This is a genomic window from Calditrichota bacterium, from assembly GCA_013152715.1.
Lineage (GTDB): Bacteria > Zhuqueibacterota > Zhuqueibacteria > Thermofontimicrobiales > Thermofontimicrobiaceae > 4484-87.
The window spans coordinates 1-17,133 of sequence record JAADFU010000153.1 but is presented as its reverse complement, the minus strand read 5'-3'; the positions used below and the strand labels follow the sequence as shown (position 1 = coordinate 17,133).

At 44.0% G+C, this 17,133-nt stretch carries 14 protein-coding genes; 8 read left to right on the top strand and 6 right to left on the bottom strand.

Going from position 1 to position 17,133, the window contains the following annotated elements; translation table 11 throughout:
- Positions 1-335 precede the first annotated feature (335 nt).
- The 5 genes from GXO74_12090 to GXO74_12070 all read right to left on the bottom strand — a co-directional run bounded on the left by GXO74_12090 (position 336) and on the right by GXO74_12070 (position 8,181).
- On the bottom strand, positions 336-1,388 hold the full coding sequence (locus tag GXO74_12090; GenBank protein ID NOZ62408.1) for a hypothetical protein: 1,053 nt from the start codon (positions 1,386-1,388) through the stop codon (positions 336-338).
- Positions 1,389-1,404: 16 nt separating this feature from the next.
- On the bottom strand, positions 1,405-2,154 hold the full coding sequence (locus GXO74_12085; protein NOZ62407.1) for a hypothetical protein: 750 nt from the start codon (positions 2,152-2,154) through the stop codon (positions 1,405-1,407).
- Positions 2,155-2,309: 155 nt separating this feature from the next.
- Positions 2,310-3,956, bottom strand: coding sequence for a T9SS type A sorting domain-containing protein (locus GXO74_12080; GenBank protein NOZ62406.1), 1,647 nt, complete (start codon positions 3,954-3,956; stop codon positions 2,310-2,312).
- A gap of 143 nt (positions 3,957-4,099) precedes the next feature.
- On the bottom strand, positions 4,100-7,006 hold the full coding sequence (locus GXO74_12075; GenBank protein NOZ62405.1) for a TonB-dependent receptor: 2,907 nt from the start codon (positions 7,004-7,006) through the stop codon (positions 4,100-4,102).
- Positions 7,007-7,089: 83 nt separating this feature from the next.
- Positions 7,090-8,181, bottom strand: coding sequence for a GntR family transcriptional regulator (locus tag GXO74_12070; protein ID NOZ62404.1), 1,092 nt, complete (start codon positions 8,179-8,181; stop codon positions 7,090-7,092).
- Between the two features lie 579 nt (positions 8,182-8,760).
- Between GXO74_12070 and GXO74_12065 the strand changes: the two genes are divergently transcribed.
- From GXO74_12065 to GXO74_12040, 6 genes are all read left to right on the top strand, one after another.
- Entirely contained in the window at positions 8,761-10,182 is a 1,422-nt protein-coding gene (locus GXO74_12065) for an OmpA family protein (protein ID NOZ62403.1), read from the top strand.
- A 113-nt stretch (positions 10,183-10,295) separates the two neighbouring features.
- A complete protein-coding gene (locus GXO74_12060) occupies positions 10,296-11,987 on the top strand; it encodes a transglutaminase domain-containing protein (GenBank protein ID NOZ62402.1) in 1,692 nt (563 codons plus the stop codon).
- 204 nt (positions 11,988-12,191) lie between these two features.
- The gene (locus tag GXO74_12055; protein ID NOZ62401.1) at positions 12,192-12,782 is read left to right on the top strand and encodes a sigma-70 family RNA polymerase sigma factor; all 591 of its coding nucleotides are present in this window, start codon (positions 12,192-12,194) and stop codon (positions 12,780-12,782) included.
- Between the two features lie 73 nt (positions 12,783-12,855).
- On the top strand, positions 12,856-13,338 hold the full coding sequence (locus GXO74_12050) for a hypothetical protein (protein NOZ62400.1): 483 nt from the start codon (positions 12,856-12,858) through the stop codon (positions 13,336-13,338).
- A 13-nt stretch (positions 13,339-13,351) separates the two neighbouring features.
- Positions 13,352-13,882 (top strand): Spy/CpxP family protein refolding chaperone, encoded by a 531-nt coding sequence (locus GXO74_12045; protein NOZ62399.1) that lies wholly within the window; start codon positions 13,352-13,354, stop codon positions 13,880-13,882.
- 24 nt (positions 13,883-13,906) lie between these two features.
- Positions 13,907-14,395, top strand: coding sequence for a periplasmic heavy metal sensor (locus tag GXO74_12040; GenBank protein NOZ62398.1), 489 nt, complete (start codon positions 13,907-13,909; stop codon positions 14,393-14,395).
- Positions 14,396-14,566: 171 nt separating this feature from the next.
- Here GXO74_12040 and GXO74_12035 read toward each other — a convergent pair whose 3' ends face one another.
- Complete coding sequence (locus GXO74_12035) at positions 14,567-15,490, bottom strand: mechanosensitive ion channel family protein (protein NOZ62397.1); 924 nt, start codon at positions 15,488-15,490, stop codon at positions 14,567-14,569.
- 235 nt (positions 15,491-15,725) lie between these two features.
- Here GXO74_12035 and GXO74_12030 point away from each other — a divergent pair, with 235 nt between their 5' ends.
- The gene (locus tag GXO74_12030; GenBank protein NOZ62396.1) at positions 15,726-16,013 is read left to right on the top strand and encodes a DUF4282 domain-containing protein; all 288 of its coding nucleotides are present in this window, start codon (positions 15,726-15,728) and stop codon (positions 16,011-16,013) included.
- Positions 16,014-16,059: 46 nt separating this feature from the next.
- On the top strand, positions 16,060-17,055 hold the full coding sequence (locus GXO74_12025) for a hypothetical protein (GenBank protein ID NOZ62395.1): 996 nt from the start codon (positions 16,060-16,062) through the stop codon (positions 17,053-17,055).
- Positions 17,056-17,133 lie beyond the last annotated feature (78 nt).

Below are 17,133 nucleotides of genomic sequence, written 5' to 3'. Positions count from 1 at the left end.
ATCGCAACACGACATCGATTATTTTGTGGATAAAGCATTTCATCAGTCCTTTCTGCTTTCAACCTCAGTCTTTTGAATCCGTAACTATTTTGCCTGCTGCATTTCTATTTTTCCCCAATAAACATCTCACATGGGATTAGATTTTTGGTTAACTTTTGTATTCTTAAATCCCCAAAAAATAATTAAGCTAATCAAAAAGTGGAGACAAGTCCAATATCATTGCTAATCTCCACCTTCGTTTTTCCGAAATCATTTTTGCTCCTACTATGTCGACAGCCAGTTAATCGGCCACATAGCAAAAGCAAATTTCAAATTTCTCTCCGACAAAGCCAATGCTACCACGTCGGCGCCAAATCCCACTGGGGATGATTTGTCAAATTTTTAAAATTCTTTCCGTCAATGCCAATCTGGCAAATTTCAGCATCTTCAAACCGAATCGATTCAAATAATATGGATTTCCCATCTGGTGAAAACAGCGGATTTTGATTGAAGTGATTCAAACTTTCCGTTAAATTTCTGACTTTTTTTGATTTTAAGTCAATCAGCATCAAATCGCGATATTGGATACCTCTGGCATTGGAAATAAAGAGTACCTGTTTGCCGTCCGGTGAAAATTGCGGCTCGATGTCGTAGGATTTATTTGCAAAAAGGGCAAAGATTTTCCTGCTGGATAGCGCCAAAAGATAAATATCCGAAATCCCTTTTCTTCTCGAACTAAAAACGATTTTGTCGCCTTCGGGCGAAAATGACGGATTAAAATCATCACCTTTGTCATCTGTCAGAATACTCTGACCAGAACCGTCAGCATTCATAATGGCGATTGACTCTGTTTTTCCTCTCTTGGTGGTGAAACATATCTTTTTCCCATCCGGTGAATAGTCGGGATCGGTATCGTCGAATTTATTCTGGGAAAGGTTGCGTCGATTTGAACCGTCACGGTTCATGTGGAAAATTTGATGCCTTCCTTCCACGAGATCTACGAAAACAATGTATCTGTCATCGGGAGAAAAACAGACCTGTGGATTATCGTGTTTTAATTGAGTGAGTGGAACAGCAACACTGTCGCCCATTTGCATCGAATACAAAGTTCGTACTGGCGGTTGAAATGTTAAAAAAATCAGCGTTTTGCCATCATGAGAAACGCAAGGCTTTGAAAATGCCCGCACGCCGGGAATGTTTTTTGTTAAATTGACTGGGTCGCTGCCGTCGCGATTCATTGAGAAAATATCAAATTCTCGTTTTTGGGCATCTCTGTTTGACAAAAATACAATTTTATTAACTTGGCGCTGAGCGACCGGTGCTATTTTTTTCTGACAACCGACGAAGAAAAAAATCGCCATCACGATAAATAGCAACGCCAAGGAAAAAATTCGTCTGGGAAACATCATTGTTTTGAAATTCCTTTTAAAATACGTAATAACCTAAACTAATCAGATACATGGAAGCCGAACGTTCTTCACCCAGGATATTGTTCTCGTTACTGAAAATTTCGGGGAAAACTTTTTCTGACAGATAACGAGATCCTTCATATCTGGGCACATTCAAATTTAAATAAGTAAAAGACAGATTCCATTTTTTGAACATCTCAAAACTGAATCCAAATTCGTAGCCAAAATCCCTCGTGAAATTAAACGTGGTTTTTTCCGCGACAACGCCGTCCACTGTGCCCGTTCTCGACGGCGCTCGGGAAAAATTAATGCCCGCCTGCATGAGTGCGGCAACGCTAAAATTTTCAGTCAAATCGTATTTGTAACGAAACCCACTCATTACCGGGAAATTAATCCAGTTCCCGGTCTCGTACACAAAATCTACCGTATCGCCCAGAAGATGTTTGAATTCCGCCTCCGCTTCTTTGCTGTCCGTGCTATTGATCAGAAAGCGAAAACTCACAATCCAGCCTAACCCAGGAGTCAGGACAGGCGTGTTGAGTTCGACCCCGGCGCCGTAGCCTGAAGTGGCAAGTCCGACATCTTTGCCGATATCAAAACCGGCCCGCCTTGTCAGACGAGGGTTGTCGCCAAGTTTTTGTGCCATGTCGCCATTCGGCAAACTCCCAATTGTCGAGATTAATATTGAAGCATATTCACTTTGTGCGTAGAGCAAGCTGGAAAAAATCATCAGCGCGAATAGCAATGTGAAAATTAATCGCTTCATTATTCGCTCCATTGAATGTAATTAAAATTCATTCACTAAAAGGATTCGAAATTTTTAATCGGGCGGTGTCAACCAAAAAGCGCCACCGCCCAATTAAAGTTTTTGTCAATCGATGTTTCAATCAAATGGATCTCGCGGCAATCATTCAGCACTAATTACTTGATTAACAGCATCTTACGCGACTGAATTTTATCGCCTGCCTGCAATCTGTAAAAATAGACGCCGCTCGGCGCGTAAACACCAACCTCGTTACAACCGTCCCACTGCACTTTGTAGGAACCTGCGGTCTGAACCTGATTGCTGACCAGTGTGCGGACTTTTTGACCCAGCATGTTGTAAATACCCAGTGTCACAGCTTGTTCAGTATTCAATTGGTAAACGATCGAAGTCGTGGGATTGAACGGATTGGGAAAATTTTGTTCCAATTCGAACTGAGCCGGTGTATTCATTTTATTCACCGGATGCACGCCTGTCATGGGGCTTCCCGCCGCTTCCCATTCCGCCTTCTTCGCCGGGAACCAGTTCAAATCGCCAACAGGAAATCCGCCCACTGCATGAGTGTAAGCCGCAAACGTGTCGGCGTAATCAAAATCATATTCATCACTCGCCGGCCCGAATGTTTCGGGATTGTCAGTCAATGTTCCCACCCCGTTGCGATCTAATCGAATATCCGGATTATTGTTATTGAGGTAATTATCATTATATCTGTGTTCTATATAAGCGAGATGTAATGTGGCATCAGGGCCGTCCGAAAATACGACATCTTCGATTATGTTATTTTCAAACATGAAGTTGGAAAAATTGGAGAAAAAGAATTCTCCTGGCGCATCTGTCCAGGGATACAATTGCAAGGAATCTTTGCTTTCGATCCAGTTTCTGATTTCCGGAGACCAGCCCATGACATTATTTTTCATGATGTACTTTCTTTGTTCTTCGGTGGCAATTTCCGGGGCATTAAGCGAATCGACCGGCATGATGCATCCACTGATCGAATCCACCGACATCAAATCTCTTCCTTCCCAGCCCATATCATGGAGTAGATTGTTTGTAAACTGACAATACACGTTGCGATTGAATTCAAAATCATTATTCAATCCAATTGCTTTTTCAATGGTAACATGGTCAAATACGATATATTTTACAATGCCGCCGCCATTTCGGAGCACATCTCCCGTACCATTAAAAAATGTACAATTTTGTACAAAAATCGTGTCCTGCGTATTGCCGCGAGTATCCAAAAAACGTCCATTGCCGGGTGATGATAAACGGAAAGAATTTGAAAAGATGGAATTTGTAATAAATAATTTTTGCCCATCAGCATCCATGCGAATGAAACTTTGTGCATCGCCATCGGCAATGCAGTTGTCAATAACGTATCTGCCGTCTTCTTTGCCAATGCGCCAGGTGTTTTTCCCTGTCTGATTTCCCAAATTGTCAATTCCGGAAATGTACAAACCTCTCCATTCGCCATCTTCGCCAGGTCTGAAATAGCGCGACGATTCACCACTTTCATCAGCAGTCATGATAAGAAGCGGCTTGGGACCGTTACCCTTAGCCGCAACAATTCGAATAGGAACGCCAACATCTTTAATTGTACCATTGAGCAAATAGACGCCGCCTCTCGCCAGCCGGTACACACGATTTGGGTTCGGAGAAACAGTGTCGCTCTCTACCGCGACATTCAATGTTTCATACCCTTGAGCGACATCAAGCGTATCTTGAGCGAGCAAGTCAGCGAACATGCCCAATGTTAAGAAGAAACCTAAGACAACTAAAGTAACGATTGTAAAATTTCGTTTCATAATCTTGTCCTCCTAATTGATTGTTTGTTCTTCCACAAATATAAAACACAGCTAGCGTGCATCACCTCCTTATTTTTTGTAGAAATTATTACTCTCTGAAATCGATTATCACCTCCCTTCTTTTTTTAAACAGATAAGCAAATTTAGAAATTCAACCCCACACCAGCATCCATTGTCCAGCCATAGTACTCTGCCGCCGTCAAATACTTAATCTGGCTCTGATACGATTCATCGGGCTCATCTGTGATATTGTTCCAGTTGAAATAAAAATCGAGATATTTCGTTAGACGATATTTTACTGACAAATCCAGCCTCAATAAATCAGCGGTATAACCGTCCAATTCAGGCCTTTCGCCGACCAATGAGAGAGTTCGTCCCTGATAGAGAAGTGATAACCGTGCAGAAAATTTGCCCTTATCATAGCCAAGCGCAATATTTGCTATGTCATCGCTTTGATCGAGCATTTTCCCGGTGCGAAATGTGTCAATTACTGATGTCTTCAGGAACGGGAAAACGGGAATCTGTTCCCTTAACACGAAAGATCGGGGATAATTTGTGTTAGACCAGATATGGGAATAGTTGGCATTGAGCACGATTCCGTCGAAAGGACTGGGCAGCCAGTGGAAGTTCGTTTGCCATTCTAATTCTAATCCCCGCACTTTTGTGGGAAAAGAATTATTTTCCGGTTGACTCAGTTTGTGCGCCTGGAGATCCGGCGTGTAACCTTCTGCTTCAGCATCCAGAATAAAGTGGCCTTCGCGGCTGAAAATTAAATCTTTGATTTCCTTGTAAAAGCCGCCAATAGTGAACAAACCAATGTTATTGCTATAAAATGAGAGGAAAACATCGTAATTGTTCGATATTTGCGGCTTTAAATCGGGTCTGCCAAACTCAACGGTTTTTTCACTTTCATAGACTTTTTTCTTTGGGAGCATCTGGCTAAATTTTGGTCTGGAGAAAGTTTTTGTGTAAGCAAGGCGTACATCGAACCAATTTGTCGGCCTGACCCGGAAATGAATCATCGGAAACCAGCGTCCGTAGGCGACCGTAGCCGAAGTGTCTGAAACAAACGGACTATTCAGTTCCGGCTCGATATGAAGGCTGGGAACTGTCCCTTTCCGCCCGGTCATTTTGTCTCGTGTATATTCATAGCGAGCGCCAGGTAGAAACATAAAAGCCCGTCCAAAATTAAGTTCCGCCATGATATATCCCGCAGTCACGGATTCGGTCGCTTCGTAATCATCCAAATCTGCTAAAGACGACGTTATATAGAGCGAATCCAGTAAATAGGAATTTAGAAAATAGTTTAAATCATTACGACTCATAACCGGACCAAACCTATACCGCCCATTCATAAAATTTTCCACATCAGACGACGGATCAAGGTAATTCATCATGGAAGGCCAGCCTGTTTCATCCCATATATATTCGAAACCTGGTTGACCATAGCGAGGATGATGTCTTTCAAATATCTCGTGTCTATTCAGCGCTGTATAATCTAACCTGCTGCTGCGTTCTCCGCGGTCACGTTCTTTTATTTTTTCGATGTGTTTCCCGCCAAATTTCACATAACCAGAGACTTTTGTCGTTAACGTAAAAGGTAACTTAAAATTGAGTTGGGCGGTCTTATCGCTTTCCAATGACTTTTCTGTATAAAAATTGCCCTCATAAAGAAACATCTCGTCGTAATCATTATTTGCCGCGGCAATAAGTTCATCCGGGCCAAAGGAGTATGGTAATTTAGAGAAATCAAAAGCGCTCAACTCACGTGAGCGAATGCGGCTATCAAATGGCTGCCGATTAAGCGATGCCGTTCTCGATATGCGCCAATCAAGTTCTCCGGCAAAAATATGATGGAGCCCGGACAAAGCATTCGATAATACGTCTATCTGGCTATGCCTTTCACGCAAGCGAATTTCATGCACATTGGCTTCGTTGTCCCATTTCTCATAATTAATAAGTTCATTTTTATCCAGCCGGCTTATGAAATTGCTGAGCATGATTCTTCCGTTTGGCAATTTGTAATCCATCAGAATACTGTACCCAATACGTTTGCGTATTTCATCGGAATAAGCAAGTTTCACTTCATCGGTAGTAATTGGGGCAAATTCTTCATCTTCCCGCTTTTCTCTGATAATTATGTAGGATGCATTGAATTGATCGGAACCGCGTTGCGCACGCTCGATATTTCCGGTGACCATAATGCCAAATTTTTCATCGTTGTAGCGATTGCTCATCGTTAAACTTCCTTTATATTGGCCAAATTCATTGCGCTGCGCATTGTAGCCATTTTTGAATTTAAAATTATACTTGAAACCACCTTCCGGTGCATTCGCCAATTTGAAATCCACAATACCGCCAAAGGCATCGGCATCTTTGTCCGGAGTCAGCGCCTTTATAACTTCGATTCCCGCCAGGATCTCCGGAGAAATCATGTTTAAATCCACCGAGCGATCATCCAGGTCTGTCGCCGGTATTTTTTCGCCGCCAATAGTGATCACGTTGTAAGTTGGCGCCAGACCTCGAATGATAATTTTCTGTCCTTCTCCGCCGCTTCTTTTAATGGAAATCCCTGGCAAACGGCCCACAGACTCTGCCGCATTTGCATCGGGCAGTTCCTGAATTCGCTCGGCAGAAACGACATTACTAATAGTGTTTGATCTGAGCTGCTGGTTGATTGCCGCGACCTGTCCTTCGGCTTGCGCGGTGATTACCACAGTCTGTCCCTTAACAATATCAAACTCAAGCTTTATGTTTAACTCAAGCGTTTGACCTGTTTCAATTTGAATGGGGATTTTTTTGGATTTGTAGCCGATAAATGTAACGCTTACGGTGTAGCTTCCAGGGGGAACAGGAGAGATCGAATATTCGCCTTTTAGATTTGACGCCGCTCCGATAGCTGTGCCCTCCAGATACACGTTTGCGCCAGGAAGAGGCTCGCCGGTATTCGTATCTGTTACTGTGCCAATAATTTTTCCTGAAGCGCCGGCAAAAAGCGTAAAGAAAGGCGTCAAAGTCAAAAGCAAAATCATCAAAATTTTGGGCTTCATGGATTACTCCTTGAAATTTTTTGAGGAAATCCTGCTTCATCCTTGAATTTTGCATTGAAAAAGCATCTTTATCAAACCAAAATCTAATAGGTTGCGCAACTTTTTCGTATTATCAACTCAGGTTTTAAAATCGTACGTATCTGAAAATTTCTGTTTTCGATTGCTGCAATGAGATTTTGATAGGCAATTTGACCGATTAAGTCGGTTGGCTGATGAATCGTGGTGAGCGGTACTGGCGAATATTTTCCCTGTTCGATATTGTCAAATCCGATAATAGCGACATCTTCGGGAATTTTGTAGCCCTGTTCTAACACTGCTTGCTGAAAACCCAAAGCGGAAAGGTCGTTGTAAATAAACAAAGCGCGAGGTCTATCTGGTTTGGTGAAAAATTGTTTGCCTAATTTGTGGCCCGATTCATAATCTTTCATTTTAAAGGGAAACTTTTCTATGTAATTTTCATTAATCGGGATGCCATGTTTTTTCAGCGTGTGACGGAATGCTTTCTCTCTGATCTGACCCAATAAATTTCCCTCTTCAGCGTTTATGTAGCCAATTTTTTTGTAACCTAATTTAATCAAATGCTCCGTTGCCATACAAGCGCCAGCTTCATGGTCAGTTCCCACAAAAGGAATGTCCTCATCTTCGATGTAGGAAACCATAATAAATGGAAATTTTTCTTCGGCTAATTTTCTGATTGAGGATGTGGCGCGGTATTGATGAGATAATGAGGCGATTACTAAGCCGTCAACTCCGATGCGTTTAAAATGATTGATTAAATTTTCCTCTTTATCGCGTCGTTCGGATGAATTGGATACCATCAAATTATATCCATTCTCCGAAGTCTCTGACTCGATGCTTTTCATAATCAGAGAGAAAAATGGGCTTGTCAAATCACTCAAGACAAGGCCTATTGTTTTATGCTTCGAAAGGTCCATGAACCCGGACTTTCGCGCGACAAAAGTGCCTTTTCCGGTACGGCTGATGACCAATCCCTCGCGAACTAATTCGGAAATGGCTTTCTTGACCGTGATTGAACTCACATCGTAAATTTTCATCATCTGAGATTGGGATGGAAGTTGCTGCCCAACCTGCAACTTTCCTGTGCGGATCGCTGAACGAATATTTTCTGCAATTTGTAGATAAAGAGGTTTAGGATCTGTCAGGTCTATTTTCATTGCGGTGAGTCTTTGATTCGAATTCTTGTCTGATATGAATTAGGTATACCTGGTATACCTAATATAATAAATTATTCTGGAATGTCAAGGATTTTTTTAAATTTTTTTTCACAATTTATCCTTTCGTAAAATTTTGGCAACAGTGAAATGTTAATGTAAAATTAGCCCCACAGGCTCCAGGGCTCAAAGGAGAGCAATTTCGCACAGTTGGTAAATTGAGTAAAGTAATCAATGTAAATTAAAACTTGAAGCAGTTAACTGCTTATTTTTTCTTTTGTTAATATCACAATAAATTGTGGTGATGCTTCAATTTCTCTTTGAATAATCGCCATGGTTTATCATGGTTTTCAATTCCGTTACTGCAGTAGTTTCATTTGCGGATTCAGATTTAATATTTGTTTGACTTACCTGTTTCTGGTGCGAATTTTGCATAAATTTAATAACTTTTCGCAAAATCAAGTTTTCAATTCTTAATTCATTAACTTTTTGTTAATATTTGAAAAATCCCTTGACAATTTACTTAATTTTGATTAGTTTATTTTAACACAGCGGGATTCGGGCATCACGGAGAAACGCGCCATGAAAAAACACACCATTTTATTGCGCCGCATTTTGTTTTTTGCCGTTTTTTGTGCATTTGTTCTTTTTCAATTAAATGTCTTCGGACAGGACATCACAGGAAGTTTCGGCATCAGCGGTTTTGGCAGCATGGTCAAAATGGTCGGCGGATCTGTGGATCGGTCAACTATTGATCAGTGGGCGGGTACGCAATTTCGTTATGGCTATTCGAATTTAATCATGTTGAACGGTTCGCTGGGCTACGGCTGGGTGCGTGCGCGAGACCCGCAGGGATCACAATTTGTCTCAGTCGGCGGGTTCAAAACGCTGCTGGTACCGATGAATTTTTCCGCCCAGTACTTTTTTCGGTCAGATTCGCGCCTGCGCACTTATTTGACTGCCGGCGCCGGGATGACCTTGTGGGCGATTCGAAAAATGGGCTCTAACACGTCCGCGCTTTCCCTCGGGAAGGCAGTCGGCGGAAATGAATTGACGCTCACTTTCCTTGGCGGGGCAGGAATCGAATATTTCATTTCACCGCGCTATTCCGTGAGGTGCGGTTTTCAATATCACCAACTCATCAAGGGAAACGAAGACACAATCGGTTTCGGCGACGACGGGAACGATGGCATTATTGAGCTCACGCTGGGCTTTAGTCATTTTTGGCGAACATATCGCGACTTCGACAGAGACAATATCGATGACCGCTACGATTTGGATCCTCTGCACCCGGAAGACGTCGACGGTTTTCAGGATGACGATGGCGCTCCGGATTACGACAATGACGGCGACGGCATCCCGGACATCATGGACGGCGCACCGAATCAAGCGGAGGATATCGACGGTTTTCAGGACGACGACGGAATCCCCGATCCTGACAATGATAACGACGGCATTCCTGACATCGAAGACAAATGTCCTAACACGCCGGAAGATATCGACCAGTTCGATGATTCCGATGGCTGCCCGGATTACGACAATGACGGCGACGGCATCCCGGATTCGCTGGACCAATGTCCCAACTGGCCCGAAGATTTCAATGATTATCAGGATGAAGACGGCTGCCCGGACGAAAAACCGCAAGCCGAAGCGCTGAAAATCGGGGAAAAGATTGTTTCAACGGAAATTCGTTTTTATCCTGCCAACCAGGCACTGCGTCCCGAATCGTTCATTATTGTCGACAAAATTTTCAATCTGTTAAATCAGTATCCGGATATGGAAATTGAAATTCGCTCTCACACAGATACTATGGGCGCCCCGCACATCAACCTTCGCCTCTCTCGCCAGCGCGCCGAATCGATCAAAGATTATTTAGTGAAACGCGGAATTCAGCCGTCGCGCATCACAGCGCTCGGTTTTGGCGGCACAAATCCGGTGGCAGACAACAAAACGCCCGAGGGCAGAGCGGCAAATCGGAGGATTGAATTTGTGAGGGTGAAATAGCGGAAAAGTTTTGTTATTTGGAAATAAATTTCTTCCCACAAACCAGGTTTTTCAAAGAGACCTGGTTTGTAAAATGGAGAAAAATAAACAATTAATAATCGGAGAAAAAACAAATGAAAAAAATCACCATCATTTTATTTTTAGTATTGGTCATGATTTACCCGTTGCACGCGGAAAATTACCTGCTCAACGGCGGACAAGAATCGCGCATCGACTATCAGATGACGCAAGTTGTGGAGCCCAAACCGGCGATTCAGACGCTCTATTTGAGTTACGTGATTCCGGTTTCTTTTAAATCACCGACTTACAATCAGCAAATCACCAATTTGAAATTTGATTATTCGCCACCGCCGGACGGAAAAGAGGAATACGTGGACAAACGCGGCAACAAAGTCGTCAAATTGTCGTGGAAAAAACCGCGCAGCACCATCAAAACGACAATTTCTCTCACGGCGCTGAACAAGACGTTGCTCACCAAACTGCAAACGCAAACGCCGTTTCCGTTTCGCAATGTCCCGGCGGATGTGCAGCCCTATCTTTCGGCGACAAAACAAGTTCCGGCGACAAATCCGACCATCGTCGCCAAAGCAAAACAATTAGTGGCCGGCGCAAAAACGGAATTTGACGCGGTGCAGCGAATTTTGACCTGGGTCATCGATCACATGCATTATGTGCTCACACCCAAAGACTACGGCGCACTTTACTCGTTTAACACGGGAAAAGGCAACTGCCAGAATTACTCTCATCTCTCGTCGGCGCTCATGCGCGCCGTGGGAATTCCCTCGCGCGTCGTAAACGGAATTACGCTGAAGCAGCCGTACACCGTGGACATGGGCGGCAGAAAATTAACGCTGAAAATGGCCCAAGGGAGACACTCCTGGACTGAAGTTTATTTTCCTGACCTGGGGTGGGTGCCGTTCGATCCGCAGCAGACACAGCTTTTTGTCAGCAACAGATTTATCCGCGTGGAAGTGGGTCTGGACAATGAAGAAACTTCGCAGGACGGACTCATTCGCTGGACCCAGCTCAAGGGTGCGTTAGCCACGCCGCATTTTGAAGAAGCAATAGACGCTTCTTTTGTCTCGGATCGCGTGCAAATTCAAGCAAAAAAATTAAATTACGGACCGCGGAAATTTTTGTTTACGCCGGCAGTACAGGCGACATTCAAAGAAGTCCCGATCGTCAAAGCGCCCAAGCCTGTCAAAGAGATTTCACAAGAACAACTCAAACAACTCAGTTACGGCAAGCCGTACATGTTCGGCAATCTGGAATTTCCCAAAAACATCGACTTTTTCTCGACTCGCGGGCCTGCTGAAAAAGCGGGCGACAGCTACGAAATGAAGAAAAACTTTCTGGTGGAAACCGCGGAATACGTGACGGAAAAATCGCAATACGCCCAGGTGTTCGTGCTGGACAAACCCCTGGAAGTGAGAAAAATAGGCCTGGTGCTGCACAAATTCGGCGGCAACGGCTTTTTGTGGCTGGAGTTGCTCGAAGACGAAAATGGTCTCCCCGGAAAAACAGTGGCCACAAGCGAAATGCTTTCATTAGATCAGATCAGCAGCAAGCCCGGCTACAATTGGGTGGATTTCAATTTCAGCAATGAAAAACCGCGTATTTCTCCGGGGCGTTACTGGGTCGCGCTGGGTTTCACCGGGCGGCCGATCATCAACTGGTTTTATTCCTACGGCAAACCTGTAGGCCCGGTTGACGGCACACGCTACAAAACAATCCTCGATCCGAATTGGAGCAATTCGCTGAATTATGAGTTTAACTATCGAGTATTGGGTTACGCAACCAAGTAATCGGAACTGTTTTTTGCCAATAAAAGCCTCCGATTGTCGGGGGCTTTTTTTTTGAAAAAGAGCAAGTCAAAGAAGGTTAGAGTGTTTAATTTAGTGCAACTTACAATTTTTGGGTTTTGAGTTTCGAATCATGAACTACGAATCCCCAAACCACAAATTTTGAACGATGAACACAGAACTGGATCAGAATAAATCAGAGCGTCGATGAAACTGAGCGATGAACAATTAATGCTGCAAGTAAAAAATGGCAGCCGTGAATCTTTTCAGGGGCTTGTGGAGCGGCACAAGCTCACGGTGCTCAACATGTGTCTGCGTTTCACGCGCAACAAAGAAGATGCGGAAGACCTGGCGCAGGATGTTTTTCTCCGTATTTTTGAAGCTGCCCCGCGCTATCAGGAAAGTGCTCTTTTTACGACCTATCTCTACCGGGTCACGCTAAATGTGTGTTTGAATCATCAGCGGAGAAAAAAAATACTGCGTTTCTTTTCACTGGATAGCAAGCCAAATAATGGCTCACCACAAGACGCGCCAGCTTACAAAATCACGGACAATCACAAACCGGACATTGAAATTGAAAAATTTGAGACGCAGCAATTCGTGCAAAAAGCCATCGACTCGCTGCCGGAAAATCAAAAGATCGCGGTGATTTTATTTCGCTATTTAAATTTGTCCTATCAGGAAATCGCGGAAATCCTGGACACATCTGTTTCCGCGGTGGAATCCAGACTGCATCGCGCAAAATTAAATTTGAAAAAAAAGTTAGCACCCTTATTGGGAGAATTTCATATTTCATGAGCAAAAACAATCAAATTAAACGAAAGTTTTTCTCCTGCGCTTTGTTTAATCAGGAAGAAGGAGGAATCAAATAATGACATGCCAGATTGTGAGAAAAAAACTATCAGCATATCAAGACAGGCAATTGCCGCCGAACGAGATGATTGCGCTGCGCGAACATCTGCGCAATTGCCCGGATTGCGCCAGACAATTGCAGCAGTTGGAACTTGTCTGGGACGCTCTGGCCAAGGTGGAGCAATTTGACAGCGCGCCGTTTTTCTGGACAAAATTGTCGCGTCGATTAAATAAAACATCGGAAAAGAAAGTCTGGCGTCAACGAGCGAGTTTTCTGCCCCGACTATTACCCATTCCGGTGGCTGCGATGTTGCTGCTCGTTTTTTCCCTGCTGACCGGTTTTTATCTGGGGAAAACGTTGTTCTTTTACGCGACGCCGGGGACAGAGACAGTGTCGGAAATCAAATCCGAAAGTTTGCTCGCCATCAATTCTTTTGACGAGTTATCCGACGAGTCGGTGACCGACGTCTACCAAAGCATAATTTCCGATGACACACAATGAACAGGTGTAAAGAATGAGCAAAAAGACAATAAGTTGGTTATTGTTAATTTCATTAATTATCAATTTTTCCGTGCTGGCGACATTCAGCTACTACCGCTGGCTGCACAACTCAAAAAACACGGCGCGCTCGCATCGCTCTGACTTTCGCAGCCGGATGAAAAAAAGACTGAACTTGACCGATGATCAGGAAAAGCAAATCAATGACCTGCGCGCTCAATTTTTCGAGAGAATTCGTCCCCTTCGGAACAAAATTCACGCGCAGCGTCGCGACATGATGCAGTTGATTAGTCAGGATAGCGTAGATACAAATTTGGTCATGCAAAAATTGGATTCTTTGAAGGAATTGGAAAAACAAATTGATGTCGAATCGGTGAAAAATTTATTGCGATATCGGGAAGCGCTTTCCGCCGAGCAGCAGAAAAGGTTCATGAAAATGATTACCGGCAGAATGCACCGGGATAGCCGTCGCGGCAAACCTGGGGCAGACGGAAAGAATTCAGCAAATTGCCCTGCCGATTCGATTGATAAAAACAACAGTCAGTAGAACAAATAAAAACAGGAGTGCAAAATGAAGATCGCAAAAATTGTACAAGTATTTGTCATTGCCTTCGCAGTGACAGCGTTGGTCATTCCGGCGGCAATCGGACAGCCCAGTCAGGGAAAACATCAAATGATGATGAAAAAAACTCGGCACTGTGGCGGACTCGCAGCGTTGAATTTGACCGCGGAACAGCAGCAAAAAGTTGCCGATCTGCGTTTGCAGCATCAGAAAGACGTTTTGCCGCTGCAAACGGATCTGCGCAACAAGCAAGCTGAACTGAAGCTGATGATGGTGGAAGAGCAGCCAAACATGAAAAGAATCGACAAAAAAATCGATGAGATCGGCAAAATTAAAGCGGAGTTGAAGAAATTGCAGGTGCAACACCGCTTTGCGGTGCGACAAATTTTAACGCCGGAACAGCGTAAAATGTTTGACACCCACAGTTTGATGGCAGGGAAAAAAGGCTTTCACGGTAAGGGGAAGCACGGCAATCATCGCGGCTGTCAGATGCGATGATTTCGATTTTTTGAAAAATTCGTCAAATATGGCCCTATTTTTTTCATTGGCGAACTTCTCAAGTGAAAGGGAACCTTGCTTGGCAAAGCGGGTTCCTTTTTTTGTCATTTACTCCATTACGTCGCGTCATTCCGGAATAAGTGATTTTGCGATTATTTTCAAAACCTCCTCTTATTTTTTCGCCGTGCCGGCTCCTGGTTTGCCTTCTTGAGGATTATTGAATATTCTGATTGTTGAGTAAGCAAAATCAATATCGTTTATTTTGGCGAATACTTCGAGAATGGTTTCCCAAATGGCATGTTCCGAACTGCGTCGCTTGCGGGGATCGCACAAGTAGCGTATCGTCAGCAAAACGCCGGAATCTTTCACCGACGTCCAGACAATGGGCGTCAGCTTCGAGTAAAAAATCATGTATCTTTTCGCCGCTGCCTTGATTCGTTTTTCTGCGGATTGGGAAAGCGATTCTGCGTGCTCATTGGCAATATCGAGCAAAATCTTCTTCGCCTTTTTCCAATCGCTCTCAAATGTCAGCAGTACCGGAATTTCATTCCAAATATAGGAAAACCCCCGGGAATAATTCGCCAGGCTGTACTTGAAAACCCAGCCGTTTGGCAGATGAACAACCCTGCCGGTGGATTGTTCCGCTCCCACCCAATTGCCGATTTCCATAATGGTAAACATAAAAAGACGGCGGTCAATCACGTCTCCGGCGTGCTCATTAACCTCGATGCGGTCACCGACGTCAAACGGTTTCCGCCACATGATGAAGAGCCAGCCGGCAATGTTCACCAGCAAATCTTGCAGCGCAATCGCGATACCGGCGGCGAAAATTCCGAAAAAAGTAGCAATGGACTGAAATCCCTGAAACCAAATCCGTCCCACGATAAAAAGGCCGATCAAAGTGAGAACATAAGTGACCGATTTGCGCCAGCGGTATCGTTTCCGCGTGTCTTCGATCTCACGATAAACAAAATTTAAGGTGAGGAACCGAATCAGCACTAACACTCCGATGATCAGCAAACTTTCCAGCAGACGCTCCTGAAATAGCTGAGTCACACCGGTTTTTGCATAAACCCAGTCAAAAAGCTTTTGCATGTAAATTCCCTCAAATCATTTCACTTTTCAAAAGATGTCAAATTTCCTCACAAAAGTCAAGATATTTTTTAAAAATAAAATTAAAAAGCGGTTCCGTGCAAAATGTTCTTGCATTTCCCCCCATATTTTATTATTATTTAAAGAAGAGATAATTTCATGGCGCCTTTCAGGGGCGCGAAAGCTTCTGAAAATTCTTAAACAGAAATAACCATAAACAAAAAGAGGAGACAAAGCCATGCAAGATTTTCTTAACACGCTGTTCGATTTTTCGTTCAAAGATTTTGTCACCATCAAAATCATCAAGGTCATTTACGCCATCGGAATTCTTTTCGCCGGCATCGGGGCGATCGCCGTAATCATCAAAGGCTTTGGCGCGGGCGTTTTGGCGGGCATTTTGGCGCTCATTCTTTCGCCGATTGTGTTCATTATTTACACCATTCTCATCAGGGTCTGGCTGGAAGTGGTGATTGTACTGTTCCGCATTTCCGAAGATGTCCGGGATATCGCAAAAAAACCGGAATAATTTTTAAATAAAAAGGTCTGCGCTTTATTTTGAGCGGAGGCCTTTTTTGTGGAGGAGAAGGACGATTTCAGCAGATCGCAAACATAAAATTGTCATCATCGGCTGCGGCGCGCTGGGGTCGGAAATCGCGCGCTTGTTTGTGCAAAACGACGTTGATTTTTTGCGCCTGATCGACCGGGACTTTCTGGAAATGAATGACGCGGAGACTCATCTTCTTTTTGCAAAACACGCATTCATGGAAGGGCTGCCAAAAGCCATTGCCTTGCAGGAATTTTTCGAAGCGCAAAATCCTGCTGTAAAAATCGCCCCCGTTGTTGATGACGTCAATCGGCTGAATATTTTGCAGTTCATTCAGGATGTTGATCTAATTGTCGATGCCGTGAACAACTCGTTCACGCACCGACTCATCAACGAAGCCTGCGTGAATTTGAAAAAACCGCTGCTGGTAAGCTGGATCGACGGTTCGCATGGCGCTGCCATGACGGTTATTCCCGGCAAAACCTCATGCCTTAACTGCGTCCTCGAATCAAAAGAAGCAATGCCTGACATTTCTCTCACCAAAACAAAAAGCCCTTTGCCGCAGACAATTTCCGCCATCGCCGAAGCCCAAGTTTCCCGGGCGATGGAAATTTTAAAAAATGCGAAACAAAAAATCAAGCAGAGGCTACTGGTCATCGATGGTAAAAATTCAGAGAGCGACGCCATTGACATTACCAAATCCAGAATTCAGCCCAATTGCGCGGTGTGCAACAATCGTCAGTTTCGCCGTCTTGACGGGAAAATCGGCAGCGCTCATATTCATCCCATCGGCGAAAATTCCCTGCAAATAATCCCTTTCACGCCGCGAAAAATTGATCTCTCGACCTTAGCATTCAATCTTTCTGAACAGGGTGACGTACTCGTCAATGATTTTTTGCTGATTTTCAAAAAACCACCTTATGAACTGGTCATTTTCCCCAGCGGCAGAACTCTTGTACGAGGTACAACTGACAGCGGGATTGCGATGGATCTGGTGAAAAAATTTTTGGTGAGTGGTAAGTGATAAATGATTAGCGGGTATTTGGCATTGAGATTTTGAGTCGGAAGAAATCTGCGGTATCTGCAAGAGATAAAGTATCTC